Raw genomic sequence first — 16,242 nt, 5'->3', positions numbered from 1 at the left:
GAATATAGCCACACCGTTGCGTACAGCCAAGGCGTCCGGACGATGCAATCGACCACAACGGTGCTTCACTACCAGGCATATCAGTTGTCTTTGGTCGTGCGCTCCATGCCGGTATTCTCGTAAAATGAGGCGGCCTGTTCGGGCGTGTAAGCATCCAGCCGCAACTTGGCGAGATAGCGGCCGAATTCTTCAGTTATCTGGTCACCGAATTTGAGGAAAATCTCGGCCATATAGTAATCGTGCCGAATCAGAGACGACGCCATGGTGACAATAGCAGGACTTCGGGTACGGGCCCCAACATACTGGTCGGACGCGTTCACCGTAATCATCTCGTTAAAGTCAATGACAATCGTGAAAAGGTTATCTGCTTTCCCCATTCTGGTTCCGTCGTTTTCGTGAATGTACACACGACAGTTTGGGCTATATTCGAATTCAGATTTATCTTTACCGAACAGTACGATCATCACACGCATACCCTTCTTGCGCGCAGCTTTTTTTAGCGCGGCCGCATGGTTCCGCAATACACTGTCAGAAGCCTTAATCCAAATCGACGTAGTCGCCGAGGCGAGAAGCTTGTCTATTTCAGCCGAAGTACTCTCTTCTCCCCGCAGAATCCAGACATATTGGTTCTCTACCTTTGGTGCAAGTCGCTCAAGATTCGCCGCCGCACGATTACAGGTCGTCGCCGTCTGGGTAGCAAGCGATTCGAGCATGCTTCTGGGATTTGCAGCCACATAGCATGTCGGATTCTCCGTAACTGGCAATACAGCGCCCTTGCGTGCAAGCGCCTCCAAGGCGCTATAGGTGTTAGAGCGAGGAACCCCCGACGCCTTTGATATTTCATAGGCTGTTTTGGGCACCCCCACAGCCATCAACGTCTCAAGATAGATCTTTGCTTCATACTCTGTGAAGCCTAGAGACTTGAGATCAGCAATCATATTGTTATCACTAGCCAGTAACGGACTACTGGAGTCTTGCGATCGGTGCAAATTATACCCCTTTGAGCGATACCTTAATGTCTCGTGGACACGTACATGTAAAGGCTGTTTAATTAATTAAATAATTGTACATTGCCAGAAACGATTTTTCCTGCTGTCGGTGAAAACCCGCTCTGCAGCGGGCTACTTGCCGACCACGCAGATTACCCTGCAAAGCTGACGCCAGCATCTGGTATAGATAACGGCGCAAAGCAGCAGCGGACCGATACTGGCTACGTGGGTCTGCTTCGCAGGGAATGTTTCCACAGCCAACGTCAACTGTCAATTCTTTCTTGATTGCCGGTATCTCTTGATCAATGGCACCAGAAACGAAGAGGCAGCAGCAAGCAGAAGGACAAGACTGATCGGACTTAGAAAGAAAATGGTGTGACTGCCGTCGGCTACGACAAGCGCCCTGCGGTAATTGGCCTCCGCCATGGGAACGAGCACAAGCGCGAGAACAATCGGAGCGGTCGGGATATCCACCTTGCGAAGAACATAACCGATGATGCCGAAAACCAGCGTGACATACACCGGAAACATCGAGTTAGTAGAAGCAAAGGCGCCAACGATCGATATACCAATGACAAGTGCTGCCAGAAGTGATTGCGGGACTGCCGTTACCTTCACCCAAAGCCTGGCACCCAGCAAGCCCACAATAACCATAAGTGGAGTGCCGATAAGAATAGAGGCAAAGACTGAATAAGGAATCTCAGGGTTGTTCACAAACAGCATAGGGCCAGGCTGGATACCCTGAATCATTAATGCACCGATTAAGACCGCCGCAGTAGCAGAGCCCGGAACACCCAGGGCAAGCAAGGGCGCCAGTGCGCCCGAAACTGCGGCGTTGTTGGCCGCCTCCGACGCGGCAACACCCGCCGGATTACCCTCTCCGAAAGCCGGCTCATTGTTTCCATTGCGTCGTTTGGCATGGCTATAAGCAATCAAGGAAGCGATCGAAGCACCGGCGCCAGGTATAACACCAATAAAGTATCCGATGCCCGAGCTTCGCAAAATTGTCCCCATCAAGGGACGGTAGCGAGACAAGTGCAGGGACAACACGTTCCCTATGGTCACCTTCAGCGTTTTGGCAGTAGATCCCTCCAGCATGTACAATGCTTCGGACACGGCATATAAGCCCAGCAGCATTGGCACCAAGGGGATTCCTTCAAAGAACTCTGAGGTAATAGCAAATCGCGGGATCCCGGTGACAGGATCCATACCGATGACTGCTATTGCGACTCCGAGGAATAAAGAGAGCAGCCCGCGAAGAACCGAGCTGCCGCCGAGACTTGTAACCAAGCTGAGGCCAAAGAGCGCAAGCGCAAAATATTCCGGCGGACCGAATCTCAAGGCAAACTCGGAAAGCGGTATGGCTGTACCAATCAAAAGAATCGCACTGAGCAGGGCACCAATACCTGAACTGATGATTGACACGTGCAAAGCCCACCCTGCCTCGCCCTTTTTTGCCATCGGGTACCCGTCCCAGGCTGTTGCTACTGCTGCTGCCGTACCCGGGGTATTCAATATGACTGCGGTTACTGCCCCTGCGTATTCAGCAGCCATATAGAGGCCTACCAAACCCACCATCGCTACCACCGGATCAACACCATAGGTGAACGGAACCAAAAGCGCAACTCCCAGGCTTGGCCCCAGGCCTGGCATTGCTCCGATAATGTATCCGACTATCGTTCCGCCGAACAGCGCAAGTAGGACATAAGGGTGGAGCACCAGCCCGAACCCTGTAACAAGACTCTCTATCAAAGCAAACTCCTAAGGAAACTCGATGTCCAGCAGAAAAGAGAAGCACACATGCACGAATACAACGAAACCAATTGTTGATAGCACCAGCATCATCGGACGTCGTTCTCCCCCGGCCAGCATGATGAGCGGCACGACGACGACCGAAGCAAGATAAAACCCTATATGAGGCATCCCCCAAACCCATAGAATTGTCAGCGCTAACGCGACCAAAACGCCTAACGGCTTTCGTATGGCAATAGTTGCCATGCTGTCGAACTTTCGACGGATCGCGTGTACGATCAATCCGATGCTGGTCAGAATTCCACCGGTGCAAGCAATAAGTGGCACCCGAGCTGCGCCCACTTCCGCGCTATTAAACGCCGCAGGAAAAGCCGTACTCTGCCAGGCCATCCAGGTAAAGCAGCACAAACTAAGCAGTGCCACAACAACCAGCGCAACCCTCCCGTTTAACATCAGCACAGCGGGCGCTTTATCCGATGAATTGGTCAGCTCCGGACTCATTGGGTAATTCCCAGTTTGGTTAACCATTGTTGTGTTTTTTTCGTGGCATCGTCAATGAAGCTTCGGTACTCGCCGGGGCCCAGATCACCGGCTTCCAGGGCAGAACGCTTCATATACTCTTTAAAACGCGGCGTCTCCATGGCTTTACGGAAGCCATCAGCCAATTTTTTCTGAATATCTTCAGGCATGTCTTTCGGGCCGTACAGGCCTCGTATCTGTTTCCAGGAGGTATCGACGTCATAACCCGCCTCTGCGTAAGTCGGGACATCAGGAAGACTGCTGACCCGACTGTCACTCATCACCCCTAGAATCTTTATGCGTCCTGCGGCCACGAAGGCGAGCGTACCGCCCGGGTTGATACTGACAGCATCGATATGTTTGCCTAATACAGCAGTCGCGGCATCTCCCGAACCGGGGTAACTGACCCAGGTAACAGGCATATCAGCCTTGTCGGCGAATATTTGTACTGCGATATTGTGGGAGGCACCCACTGCACCATATCCTCCTATCTTCACTCGTTGCCCTCCTTTTGCCGCCTCAACCAAGTCTTTAAGTGATTTATATGGACTATCAGCATGGACGGCGAGAATATAGGGATCGATCTGATTGAGTACAATCCACGAAAAATCCGCCGGAGTGTAAGTCCCCTTCAGGTTCGTCAGCATCGCCGTGACGTGAGAACTGGTGTTCACCCCTACGGTATACCCATCCGGTGCCGCTGAGCTAATGAGCGCCATTTGAGTTGCACCACTTCCGCCCGGTCTGTTAACGACAACCACGGGTTTGCCAAAAATTGGGGTCGCTGCCTGGGCGAGCTCTCGTGCAAACAGGTCCGTCGACGAACCCGCAGCGGTATGAGCCACAATGGTAATAGGCTTGGTCGGAAAATCATCGGCGCGCGCCACAAACGGCAATAGCAATATGCTGGTTGCAAATAAAGCGAATGCGCACGCTCGCTGCAACTTGTTTTTTAAGCTTTTCATATGGATGGTGTCTCCTTTTTATACGACCTCCTCGCAGTTGCGATGTGCTTGTCCCGTCCCTGGTAGCAGAGAACGACCGAATGGAGTGAAGCCGCTAGAATATTAATTGGGGCTCCTGTCGCTTTAAATAGCACCATTAGAGCCAGCTACTGCGCCTGACCGGCGTCGAGCAAAGCTCAGAATACACAAGAGTTGCTGCATTTACAACCACTATAAAATAGGTAAAAACCCGCAATGCAGGTTTTTCTTCAGCGATAAGCCGATAAGTTCGGGAGGTCGGAAATGTCTTCTGGCAGTGTTTGAACGTGGACGCACGGGTCAGCGCTTGGGTTGACGCATGCCAGCGATTGCGGGCTTCGAGCGTATTACTTGTTCTAAGCAAGATGAATAAAGTGCAGCCTCACGACAGAGATCTGGCCACCATAAGGGGTGGCTGCCCGGGCATGTTGAAATTACCCGGCCAGGCATCGTGCCATTTCATTCCGGCGCGCAACGTGAGGCGCCAAAAGAAGCGTGCAGCAGCGGTCGGCTTTTTCAGTGGCAACGGCCCATTGTTCATAAACGAGGCTAATACACTGTACTTCGAACACATGGCACCATCATTGTCAGTATTGGAACCTTGCTTGTCGGAGAAATGCTCCGCGATTTGTAAATTGGTGTCACCCCATAGGTGTGCCGCCATGTCGATATCGCATTGCTTGTTCAGGAGATCTGAAGTTGTCAGTGTGTTTGCTGTAGCCCATATGTACTGCGACAGGGACAGCGCAAGCGCCGAGACAATCGAGCTTTATGCAAAAGCTCAATCATTCTGACCCATATACTGTTGTGTCAGTGCCAGAAACGCCGGCAGTCCCACTTCATCCTGCTGCAGCGCTTGCTGCAGGATGGCAGCGACCTGCGGGGCGACAGCCGCGGCCTGCCTGGCGTCAAGGAACAACAAGCGCGAGCGTCGCGCCAGGACATCCTCCACGGTGCAGGCATACTCGTGGCTAACGGCAAAACGCACCATGGCCTCGCTCAGGCCGTCGGTCAGCCAGCGGTCGGCACCGGGCAGCGCGTTTACGACAGCGGCCTCGCTGCCGTAGGAATGCAGGCCCTGCGGCATATGCATATTGTGCTGCGTGGTCCCGTCGGGTGGCGCGCCAACCAGTGGCAAATTTACAGTGACCCCGCCCGCACGGGTGGGCAACGCTCCCGCGGTAAAGCATGCTTGCAGGACATCCTCGGCCATGGCACGGTAAGTTGTCCATTTGCCACCCGTGACTGTCACCATGCCAGAGGCGCTGGTGAGTACAGTATGTTCTCGGCTGATACCCTTGGTATTTTCGCCATCGTCGCCCTGGGGCCGGGCCAGCGGGCGCAGACCCACCCACATACTACGCACGTCGGCCATAGTGGGACGACGGTTCAGGTAATGCCCCGCCTCGCTCAGGATAAAGTCCAGTTCGGCCTGGAAGGGCGCCGGCTCGCGGGCCAGGTCGTGACGTGGCGTGTCCGTGGTGCCAAGAATGACCTTGCCCAGCCATGGCACGGCAAATAGCACCCGGCCGTCTGCCGTCTTGGGCACCAGCAGCGCATGGTCGCCAGGCATAAAGTCCCGGTCCACCACCACATGCACGCCCTGGCTGGGGGCAACAATGGGTCGGGTGGCGCGACCCGATTCGGCGCCGTCCATCTCACGTAAGGCATCCACCCACGGACCGGTAGCGTTGACCACACATCTTGCGCGTACCTGGTAGCTGCAGCCCGAGTCACCATCTTCGCACACCAGCCCTGCCACGCGCCCGTTGTCGTGAATCAGTTTCGTAACCGGGCAGTAGTTCAATAGCAGTGCGCCATGGCGTGCTGCCGTTCGAGCCAGCGCCAGCGCCAGCCGGGCATCGTCGAACTGCCCGTCCCAGTATTTGACGCCACCCTTGAGCCCTTGCGGCTGTACAGTAGGCAACAGCGCTCGTGTCTGGCGAGTGCTCAGAAACTGGGTGTTCCCCAGGCCGGCCTTGCCCGCCAGCGCGTCGTATGCCTTGAGGCCAATGCCGTAGAACGGCGTGTCCAGCAGCTTATACGAGGGCATGACGAAAGCCAGAGGCTGCGCAATATGCGGTGCATTGTGCAGCAGCGTGGCACGCTCGTGCAGCGCCTCACGTACCAGCGCGATATTGCCCTGTGCCAGATAGCGCACACCGCCGTGCACGAGTTTGGTCGCCCGTGACGAGGTGCCTTTGGCAAAGTCATGCGACTCCAGCAACACCACCGAAAAGCCGCGGGCAGCTGCATCCAGCGCCACACCCAGGCCAGTCGCACCGCCACCGATGACCGCCAGGTCATAGGTTTTGGGTTCAGCCAGGCGGGCCAGCAATTGGGCACGCCCGGTTTTCAACGGCAAAGTATTTAATTCAACAGTCATACGACATCAATGGCCAGGTTATTAGGTAACTATGTCTTGTGCGTGGCAAGCCGCGCACATCATTGCAAACAGTCTGAAGTTAATGCATCGGCGTGTAAAAAACCCATCCGATTTTTCCAGCCTTCGTCACCTCGCCCACTCTCTTGTTTTGCGTTTCGCGCGCAGCATATGGTTCGCAGCACCGATACTTCGCATCGGTGCTGCGGCGTGCGAACAGACTTTTTGTATATGAACACGCGCAGACGGTCAGATACCCATATAGGCTTGCCGCAGGCGCTCGTTATTGAGTAGCTCCTGCCCCGTACCGGCCAGGACAATTTCGCCATGTTCCATGACATACCCGCGGCCCGATATGCTGAGCGAGCGGTGCACATCCTGTTCGACCAGCAAAATCGTGACGCCGCGACCCTGGATCAGGGGCAGTTTTTCAAAAATATCCTTGACCATAATGGGTGCCAGGCCGATGGAAGGCTCGTCCAGCAACAACAACCTGGGCGAGGTCATCAACGCCCGGCCGATGGCCAGCATCTGCTGCTCCCCGCCACTGAACGAGCGCGCCAGTTGGCGGCGACGCTCCTTCAGACGCGGGAACATGCTGTAGATCCATTCCAGGTTTTGGCGCTGCTGCGCCTTATCGTTCAGAATATCTCCACCAACCAGCAGATTGTCTTCCACTTCCATATGGCCAAACAGGCGACGCCCTTCCATCACCTGGGCAATGCCGGCCCGCGCAATCAGGTGCGATTCCTGGCCGTCAATGCGCTTGCCGCCAAAATGAATCTGCCCCTTGGTGACCGGCAAGGTGCCCATGATGGCGCGAATCAGCGTCGTCTTGCCTGCGCCATTGGCGCCAACAATACTGACAATCTCGCCCTCTTTCACATTGATATTGATGCCATTGAGAACCTGCACATCGCCATAGCCCGAACTTACGTCGTTCACATCAAGCAGCATGCTCGCCTCCCAGGTATGCAGAGATCACTTGCGGATCGTTGGCAACCTCTACCGGTGTCCCTTCCGCAATCTTTTTACCGTACTGAATAACCACGATCTTGTTCGACAGGCTCATCACTGCCTTCATATTGTGTTCAATGACCAGAATGCTCACGCCCGATGCGCGCAGGCTTTGAATCAACTCCAGCATTTCGGCAGTCTCGACACTGGTCAGGCCAGCCATCACTTCGTCGAGCAACAGCAGTTTCGGATGTGTAGCCAGCGCCTTGGCCACTTCAAGCCGCTTGCGGCCCGATAGCGTCAGCGTTTTGGCAACCTGCTCCTGACGGGCGCCCAGCCCGACCTGCTGCAACACCCTGGCAGCCACCTCGCGTGCGTCTTGTGGCCTGGCATGGTGCAAAAATGCACCAACCATGGCGTTTTCTATCACAGTCATCTCGCCAAACGGCTTGACGATCTGGAATGTGCGCACAAGGCCGGCACGGCAGATATGCGGAGGATCAAACCCGTCCACGCGTTTGCCTTGGAAACGGATTTGTCCGTCGGTTGGCTTCAGAAATCCGGAGGCCATGGAAAATAGTGTGGTCTTGCCGGCGCCATTGGGGCCGATCAATCCGACAATCTCGCCATCATTGACCTTGAAACTTACATTATCGATTGCGCGCAGGCCACCAAAGCTTTTGCCCACGCCGTCAAATTCCAGCAGTGTCGTGCTTGTCATTTCGTTACTCCCTGCTTGACCGGCCGCTTGAACCAGCGCTGAAAGATCGCGACCAGGCCGCGTGGCTCATACCAGATCACCAGCATCAGCAGCAAGCCGTAGAGCATCATATCCGCCCCCAGAAGGCCCCCGGAGAATGAGCGGGCCAGCTCTTCGCTTGGCAACAGCAACAATGCGCCCAATACCGGACCCCACAGCGTACCCCGGCCGCCGATGATGCAAACCACCGCAATCACCACGCCCAGGTTCGCGCCGAACACCTTGTCCGGGCTGACGAACAGCACGAATTGGGCGTAGAATGTGCCGCCGATAGCGGTCATGGCTGCGCTGATCATCGCGGCATAAAGCTTATAGCGTGTGGTGGGCACGCCTAGCGCCAATGCCGCGTCCTGGTCGTTGCGCACGGCAGCCAGGTAGTAACCATAACGACTGCGCAGGATGCGCCAGTTGATAACTAAGGCCAGCACCACAAATACCAGCGCGATCACATAGTAGAACTCTTTGCTGGTCGATTGGAATTGCCACGGCGCATCGCGCAACAGTGTTACTTCCATTCCGCGTGGGCCGCCGAGCAGGTCATCGGCATTTTCCACCAGCGTTTTGATCACCATGGCCGAGGCAATGGTGGCAAGCGCAAAGTATGCGCCACGCAAATGCAAGCTCGACATTCCCACGATCACCGCCGCAACAATGGCCAATGCCGCACCAATCCACATGCCGATCCAGGGACTGATGCCCATATTGACGAAGAACCAGGTCGAGGCATACGCGCCAATGCCAAAGTACGCTGAATGTCCCAGTGAGAGCTGTCCGGCGATACCGCCCAGCACATTCCAGGACAACGCCAGATAGGCATACAGCAGTGTCATGACCGCGATCGACAGCACGTACTGGCTGCCGGTAAACAACGGCGCAATCGCCAGCACGGCAATGAGCGCGCCCCATAGCGATGAATGTTTTGAACCTTGCACTGTCATCATTCTTTCTCCACGCCAAACAATCCGCTCGGACGGAAATACATCACGCCCAGGAACAGCAGGAAAATCAGCGCTTCAGCATAGGTAACCGGAATTACCTGGCTGCCCACGGATTCAAGAATGCCCACGATAATCCCGCCCCAGAAAGCACCAGCGATCGAGCCGATCCCGCCCAGCACCACGATCACGAAGGCACGCATGCCAAAGATGTCGCCAACGAAGGGGTTGACCGGATACATGGGCAAAAGCAGCGCGCCTGCAATACCCAGTACGCCAAGGCCGATAGCAAAGGACAGCTGGTAGACACGCTTGCTGTCGATACCCAGCACGCTGGCTGCCTCGCGGTCCTGGCCCGTTGCTCGAATGGCGCGGCCCAGCGCCGTATAGCGCATAAAGGCAACCAGCCCGATGGTGACAAGCGCAGCAATCACAAAGCCGGCAATCTGCGGATACGTGAATATGAGGTCACCCATGATCACCACCTCGTTGGACCAGGGACTGTCAATCATCCGGCTGTCGGGTCCCAGCAGCGCGAGCGCGAAATAATCCAGAAAGATCCACAGACCGGTCGTGAAGATCAGCACGCCGATAGGCTCACGCGAAGATTCCTTGCGATAGATGCCATCGATGAAAAAGCGCTGACACGCCCATCCCACAAAAAACAGGACAACGGCCGCGATGGGCGCCGCCGCCAGCGGGTGCAGGCCGAAATTGGTACAGGTGTAGTAGGTCACGTACATCGCGACCATCAGGAACGAGCCGTGCGCGAAATTGATGATCTTCATCACGCCAAACTGCAGGCTCAGCCCAAGCGCGATCAGACCATATACTGCTCCGGTGGCAATGCCACCGAGCAATGCTTGAAGATAAATGCTCAAAGCGAATCCTCACGTATTTGAAAAAAGCGGACTGCCGGTGATGTCAAATCAGGCGGCAGCCGACAAAGCGATGACCAGAGTCCTGATCAGTAAGTGGCGGCAGGCCAGACCATTTTGTAGGTCTTGGACGCCAGATCTTCCGGCCAGATGGTGCGGTATTCTCCCTCGGGCGTGATCTGCTGCACCACGAATTTTTTGAGCGGGTTCTGACCCTTCTCATCAATCACAATGTCGTAGCCAAGCAGCTTGTTCAGATCGGTCCCCTTGATGCTGGTTGTGGCAAGCGCATCACGGATGGCTTGCGGCTCGGCCTTGCCGGCGCGCTCCAGCGCATCTTTGATCACCCACACCGCACCATAGGCGCTCACAGACAATTCATTGGGTTCGGCTTTGTACGTCCCGGTAAATTCATCCCAGAACTTCTTGGCAAAAGGCGTGGTAACGGCAGACTCGTATCCTGCCCAGCCGTTGGTCGTGAACACGCCCTTGGCAGGACCCTTGCCCACTTGCGGTAGAAAGCCGCTGTCGATCTGGCCGCCTGCGCTGCCGATGTATCCCATGGCCGACACGCGCATTTGCGCCAGCAGCTTGTGCAGTTGCACGGCGTCGGCAGCGTATGAAGTGACCGTGACAACGTCAGGCTTGCGACCCTTGATTTTCAGGACCAGCGGACGCAGGTCGGGGCTGTTGGGCGGATAGCCTTCGTCCAGTACGATTTCCACGCCTTGTTCCTTGAACTTCTTGCGCAGTGTATTGGCCATGTCCTGGCCCCAATCGGTGTTTTCATAGACCATGGCCACAGTTTTTGCCGGCTTGCCGGTCGCCTTGCTGGCGTAGGCAACAAAATCAGCCATACCTTCTGCATTGGCAGCGGCCGGCACCTGAGTGGCACGGAAAACGTATTTGAAGCCGCGTTCGGTAATTTCGCCCTTGCCTGCCAGGTCTACCACCCAAGGCACACTATACTTTTCAGCCACGGCTGTGGCCGGAAAGGTGGTACCGCTCTGGAACGCACCAAGCAAAACAGGCACTTTTTCACGCGTGATCAGTCTTTCGGTTTCAGTCAGCGCCACTTTCGGATCGCCCCTGGTGTCGGACTCCAGCAGCTTTAACTGGGCGCCGCCCAGCGATTTGATGCCGCCACTTTCATTGATATGCTTTACTGCCAGATGCGTCGCACGCGACATATCACGGCCGATCGACGCAGCAGCGCTGCCCGACAGCGGAATCAGATAGCCGATTTTGACCGGATCTGCCGCATGTGCAGCACTTACGCCAAGCATTGCAAGCGCGCCGGTAAGGCAGGCGCGAACGATAAAATTTTTACGAGTGGTCATGAACCATGTCTCCTGCTGATTTTTAAAAAAGAATGTCTACAAATTTATGACCGGGCCAATACGCCATACAAGGCTTGCGTCAGCCGATCGGCGCGCGCGTTAAGCAGCACGCCCGCTCCCATGTGATTCATTGTGTAGCCAAAGCCGATGCGATGTTGCTCACTGGCAAAACCCAGTGACCCACCCGCCCCGACGTGGCCAAAAGCATCACGTCCGAAACTGGCGCTGTCCAGCCCGCGTGCACGGTTATCCATACTGCGCATAAAGCCGGCTGCAAAGCGTGTCGGCACCAGCAGACACAAGTCTTCGTTGGTTGCCGATGAAACCTCGGCAGCACGTTCAAGCGTTGCATGCCCGATCACGCGCACGCCGTTGCGCTCGCCGCCCAGTGACAGCGCACTGTACATGCGGGCCAAAGAACGTGCGTTGGTGATGCCGCCGGCCGCACCAATTTCGGCGGCATGGCCCTGGCGCGAATTGAAACCGCTGGGCCGCCAGCCACCCGTATTGCGAAAATACAGATTGCTGATGCTCTCGGGCGCGGTCGCAATGGCCTGCTCAAACGCATTGCGCGGCTGCTCCGCTGGCCTGGCCGGCATAATTTTGGCCACTCTTGGCTCTTCGCTTTCGGGCAGGCCTATCCAGAAATCCAAGCCCAATGGCCTCGCAACACGCTCCTGGAAGAAGTGCCCTAGCGACTGTCCGGCAACGCGTCGCACCACTTCACCCACCAGCCAGCCAAACGTCAGGCCATGGTAGCCCACGCTGGTTCCCGGCTTCCAGTACGGCGCCTCGTTGGCAAGGCGCGTGCTCATCTCGGTCCAGTCAAATACCGCGCCGTCAGGCAGCATCTGCCGAAGCGCAGGCACGCCTGCCGAATGGTCCAACAACATGCGCACGGTAACGTCACCCTTGCCTTGTGCGGCAAATTCGGGCCAGTAGTGTGCAACGCGCTGGTCAATATCCAGTGCACCACCATCGGCCAGGATGTGCGCACACAAGGCCGTTGCCGCCTTCGTATTGGAGAACACCACGCCAACCGTATCCTGCTGCCACGGGCGTTGTGTCGGCAAGTCCGCAAAACCGCCCCAGACATCGATCACGGTCTGTCCGCCCTGTTCGACGGCCAGAGATGCGCCATGCTCGATGTCACCGTCAAAATTTTCGACGAATGCGTCCAGCACAGGCAAAAATTGCGGCGCGCAATAGCCATGGACTTGCCCGCCCGCGAGGTCGGGGCGTTTCAGATCAATACTGACGTTGTATTTCTGCATGAGTAGGCAATCAACGAATTTTCGGAGCACAAGCACCAAAACCCAGCAGGTACTTGGCACGCTCTGACAGCGTAGGAATCACTTCTGGCGGCAGCGTGGACGTAAAGTCCGCGAAAAAGCGCAACCAGGACACGTTGTAGTTGCACAGGATGGCGCGACGCTTGGCATCGGTATGATTCGAGCCTGAACGGTGCCAGGTGTTCGATAGCCATATTGCGACGGAACCGGCTGGCGCGGTCAGCGTGACTTCGCCTTCCAGCGGATCGCTGCCCCACGGCGGCGACTTGCGCAACTTGTGACTGCCTGGCATCACGCGTGTCGCGCCATTATCGGCAGTAAAGTCATCCAGCATCCAGACGTTTTGCAGCGTCAGCGGAAACTCTGGCAGCGGCTCGGCAATCTGGCCCAGCGGCGCATCCACGTGCCATGCACCACCACCGGTTTGCGGGCCGATGCTGGTGGACTGGAAATCGTGCAGGTTACAGTCTTCACCCATCATATGCTGCACCATCGGCAACACAACCGGGTGCTCGATCAGGGGAATGAGTTCCGGCTCTTTAGTAAGCAGGTTCCAGACGCGCTGCGAATTGTCGTTATCGAACAACGTAGGCAGGTGCAGGAAATTTTTAGAAACCTTGCTGATCGGCATGGGCCAGCGCGCGCCGGCGTTGTCGCGACGGTACTGGTGAATACGCGCCACCATGCGCTCGGCTTCGGCGTCACTGACGGTATAGTGTTTTTTATAGTAAGCGCGAATTTCTTCGTCGTCTTCATGCTTCTCATCATCGAGTGGCAGCGGATTGGCCAGCTCATGCGCCATGCGCTTGGCGACAACTTCGCGAATGCGCTCCAACTGGTCCTGGTCAAGCACGTTTTCAACCACCGCATAGCCGTCTTCGGCGAGCTGGTGCTTGAGCTTGTCCATATCGATATTCTTCAGCATCTGTCTTCCTTTGTTATGTTGCAAAACGCGGCGCGATCATGGCGCGCCAACGGGTTTAAGTTCCTTGCGCGCAAGCTTGCCCACAGCCGTACGCGGAAGCGCGTCGGTAATGGCAATGCGTCTGGGTGTTTTGTAATGCGCAAGTTGCGACGCGCAATATGCGCGCAGCGCCTGTTCATTGGGCGCGCAACCTGGGGCAGGCGTAACCCAGGCGTGAACTACCTGACCAAGGCGCTCATCAGGTACGCCGAACGCTGCGCAGTCGCCCACGCTCGCGCACGCGCGCAGCGTCTGCTCAACTTCCAGCGGATACACCTTGAATCCGCCAACATTGATCGTTTCCTGGCAACGGCCTTGGATGAACACATAGCCGTCCTCATCCTGGCTTGCCAGATCACCGGTATAGAGCCACCCATCCCGCAATACCTGCTGTGTCAGATCGGGTCGATTGCGATAGCCGGCCATCACCTGTGGCCCTCGTACGCAAATTTCGCCCACCGCACCTATGGGTACATTATTGCCCTGTTCATCAACAATGCGCAGCTCGCAGCCAGGCACAGGCAGGCCGACGGAACCAGGCTTGCGCACACCTTGCACCGGATTGTAGGTAAGACAGGGGCCAGCTTCGCTTTGTCCATAGCCCTCATAAATCGGGCAACCGGTCAGCCGTTCAAATTCCCTCAGCGTGCGTTCAGGCAATGCCGCCGCACCGCTAAAGCAGGCGCGCAGCGTGCCTGCTTTAACCTGCTCGATATCAGGCTGGCGCAGAAGATCATGAAAAATGGCGGGCGCCCCCGACATCAAGGTCACCCCCTCATGCACCAGTGCATGTACGGCGGCCCTGGCGTCAAAGCGCCGCTGGATAAGCAGTTCGGACGCGGCAAAGGCACTTAAATGCAGACACATCGCCACGGCCGATACATGAAACAGCGGCATGGGGCATAGCACCACCTCCTGGCCCGGCCGCGTCGACAGACGGGCCTCGCGCTGCAGCAAATTAGCTGCAAGATGACCATGCGAAATATCTACGCCCTTGGGCTGGCCGGTGGTGCCACCGGTGTATTGCAACGTTGCCAGATCGGCGTGGCCAGGCAAATCCTGCGGCAACGGTCTTTGTGAATCGAGCAAGCGCAAAAAACTGTAACCGCTGCTGCCCGTCTGCAGGATGCGTTCAACAGGCAAGCTGCAAACCGTTGGCAGATCCACACGCACGCTGTCATCGACGATGAGCAGACACACATCGGCATCGGCCAGCATCGCCTGCAATTCACGTTCACCGTAGCCCGGATTGAGCGCAACAACCTGCGCCCTCAGGGCATGGACAGCAAAGGTGACGATCGCCAGATCAAGCGAGTTTTGCAGCAACAGTCCTACCCGCTCGCCGGGCGCCACCGTGGAACGCAGCTCCTGCGCCAGTGCGCCAACGATACCTGCATAGTCAGCGTAGCAAAGGCGTTGCCCCTCGAAGCGCAAGGCCCAATGCCGGGGATAATCTTGCGCGGCATCGCGCAGCAGATGTACGACCGACGCAGGAATCCCCTGCAGTGCGTTTGGAGCCGTCATGATCAGCTTTGTGCTTGGCGTCGTTGCAACTTGCGATCCGTCGCTTCCCACACCGTGGGGCGGCCTTCCTGGCCCAGCAGTTCGATCGGATCATTGTTTTCGATATGACCGTATTGGCCCTTGTATATCCCGTAGCCACATAACTCCTGCAGGCGGCGCGGAAATTTTGCGGCCGTTTCGCGGGGAATACCCAATAGCAGGTTCTCCTGCTGACGCATCCAGCCCGCACAGTAATAGCACGAGAGCGCATAGCGACGCTCATCGGTCGTATTGGCGCCGCCTTTATGCCACAAGGCGCTGTCAAACAGCATCACGCTGCCGGCAGGCATGGTCGCTGCAACGGTTTGCACTTCAATCCCGTACGCGGGCGCATGATCCAGCTTATGGCTGCCTGGCACGATACGGGTCGCACCATTGGCTTCGGTAAAATCACTCAACGCCCACATTGCATTGACTGCAAGCGGCGGGCGCGGACGCGGCAGCGCCAGTTGCTGTGTATCCTCGTGCAGCGGTTGTGCGGTCTGACCCGGCCCCATAGTCAGCGAGCACAGGGAAGAGAGCAGCAGCTCGCGATCAAGCAGCGACTCGGCAAGCGCCAGTACCGATGGCTGCAGGGGAACGTCCCAGAAAGCCTCGTCATAAGCCAGCAAATTATTAATGCGAACAGTCTTGAGCCCTTCAAACGAAGTTTTTGCGTATCCAAAACCGTGGTGCGCTTCAACGGACAGCAAGGCCTCTTTCAGCCGCTCGACATGGGCCGGTGCGATCAGGCTTTCAAGCACCACATAGCCATCGCGGTCAAAGCGTTGCTTGCATTCAATCAGTTGTTCAGGGGTTGGGGTCATCTGTGACGGTACAAATAGTTAAAACGAACACAAGTGTTTTCTATATTGATTTCTTATTTTCTATTATGTTCGTTTTTGTCCTTGATGTATATCAATTTTCATAATGGTTATCCCTATGGTT

Annotated in this window: 15 protein-coding genes; all 15 read right to left on the bottom strand. The window is 56.3% G+C overall.

Annotation, left to right across the window (positions count from 1 at the left end):
* Positions 1-80: 80 nt before the first annotated feature.
* Positions 81-938 carry a TrmB family transcriptional regulator gene (locus tag INT32_RS07030; protein WP_193088010.1) on the bottom strand — a complete coding sequence of 286 codons (858 nt, stop codon included), beginning with the start codon at positions 936-938 and terminating at the stop codon, positions 81-83.
* A 321-nt stretch (positions 939-1,259) separates the two neighbouring features.
* Positions 1,260-2,741 (bottom strand): tripartite tricarboxylate transporter permease, encoded by a 1,482-nt coding sequence (locus INT32_RS07025; protein WP_193088009.1) that lies wholly within the window; start codon positions 2,739-2,741, stop codon positions 1,260-1,262.
* 9 nt (positions 2,742-2,750) lie between these two features.
* Positions 2,751-3,242 (bottom strand): tripartite tricarboxylate transporter TctB family protein, encoded by a 492-nt coding sequence (locus tag INT32_RS07020; RefSeq protein ID WP_193088008.1) that lies wholly within the window; start codon positions 3,240-3,242, stop codon positions 2,751-2,753.
* Positions 3,239-4,225 (bottom strand): tripartite tricarboxylate transporter substrate binding protein, encoded by a 987-nt coding sequence (locus tag INT32_RS07015; protein ID WP_193088007.1) that lies wholly within the window; start codon positions 4,223-4,225, stop codon positions 3,239-3,241. Before INT32_RS07015 ends, INT32_RS07020 begins: the two co-directional genes overlap by 4 nt.
* A 400-nt stretch (positions 4,226-4,625) precedes the next feature.
* Positions 4,626-4,907, bottom strand: coding sequence for a hypothetical protein (locus INT32_RS07010; protein WP_193088006.1), 282 nt, complete (start codon positions 4,905-4,907; stop codon positions 4,626-4,628).
* Positions 4,908-5,024: 117 nt separating this feature from the next.
* Positions 5,025-6,629, bottom strand: coding sequence for a glycerol-3-phosphate dehydrogenase/oxidase (locus INT32_RS07005; RefSeq protein WP_193088005.1), 1,605 nt, complete (start codon positions 6,627-6,629; stop codon positions 5,025-5,027).
* A gap of 246 nt (positions 6,630-6,875) precedes the next feature.
* Positions 6,876-7,583, bottom strand: a complete 708-nt coding sequence (locus tag INT32_RS07000) for an ABC transporter ATP-binding protein (protein ID WP_226816637.1) — start codon at positions 7,581-7,583, stop codon at positions 6,876-6,878.
* Positions 7,573-8,304, bottom strand: coding sequence for an ABC transporter ATP-binding protein (locus INT32_RS06995; protein ID WP_193088004.1), 732 nt, complete (start codon positions 8,302-8,304; stop codon positions 7,573-7,575). The genes INT32_RS07000 and INT32_RS06995 overlap by 11 nt, the downstream gene beginning before the upstream one ends.
* Positions 8,301-9,284, bottom strand: a complete 984-nt coding sequence (locus INT32_RS06990) for a branched-chain amino acid ABC transporter permease (protein ID WP_193088003.1) — start codon at positions 9,282-9,284, stop codon at positions 8,301-8,303. The genes INT32_RS06995 and INT32_RS06990 overlap by 4 nt, the downstream gene beginning before the upstream one ends.
* Positions 9,281-10,159, bottom strand: coding sequence for a branched-chain amino acid ABC transporter permease (locus INT32_RS06985; RefSeq protein WP_130303058.1), 879 nt, complete (start codon positions 10,157-10,159; stop codon positions 9,281-9,283). Before INT32_RS06985 ends, INT32_RS06990 begins: the two co-directional genes overlap by 4 nt.
* 86 nt (positions 10,160-10,245) lie before the next feature.
* A complete protein-coding gene (locus INT32_RS06980; protein ID WP_193088002.1) occupies positions 10,246-11,496 on the bottom strand; it encodes an ABC transporter substrate-binding protein in 1,251 nt (416 codons plus the stop codon).
* Positions 11,497-11,540: 44 nt separating this feature from the next.
* Complete coding sequence (locus INT32_RS06975; protein WP_193088001.1) at positions 11,541-12,770, bottom strand: serine hydrolase domain-containing protein; 1,230 nt, start codon at positions 12,768-12,770, stop codon at positions 11,541-11,543.
* 10 nt (positions 12,771-12,780) lie between these two features.
* Entirely contained in the window at positions 12,781-13,713 is a 933-nt protein-coding gene (locus INT32_RS06970) for a phytanoyl-CoA dioxygenase family protein (protein ID WP_193088000.1), read from the bottom strand.
* Between the two features lie 36 nt (positions 13,714-13,749).
* On the bottom strand, positions 13,750-15,276 hold the full coding sequence (locus INT32_RS06965; RefSeq protein WP_193087999.1) for a class I adenylate-forming enzyme family protein: 1,527 nt from the start codon (positions 15,274-15,276) through the stop codon (positions 13,750-13,752).
* Positions 15,277-15,278: 2 nt separating this feature from the next.
* Entirely contained in the window at positions 15,279-16,121 is an 843-nt protein-coding gene (locus INT32_RS06960; RefSeq protein ID WP_193087998.1) for a phytanoyl-CoA dioxygenase family protein, read from the bottom strand.
* Between the last annotated feature and the right edge of the window lie 121 nt (positions 16,122-16,242).

It is taken from the genome of Advenella sp. FME57 (assembly GCF_014897675.1).
Lineage (GTDB): Bacteria > Pseudomonadota > Gammaproteobacteria > Burkholderiales > Burkholderiaceae_B > Advenella.
This window is presented reverse-complemented; position numbering and strand designations above follow the sequence as displayed.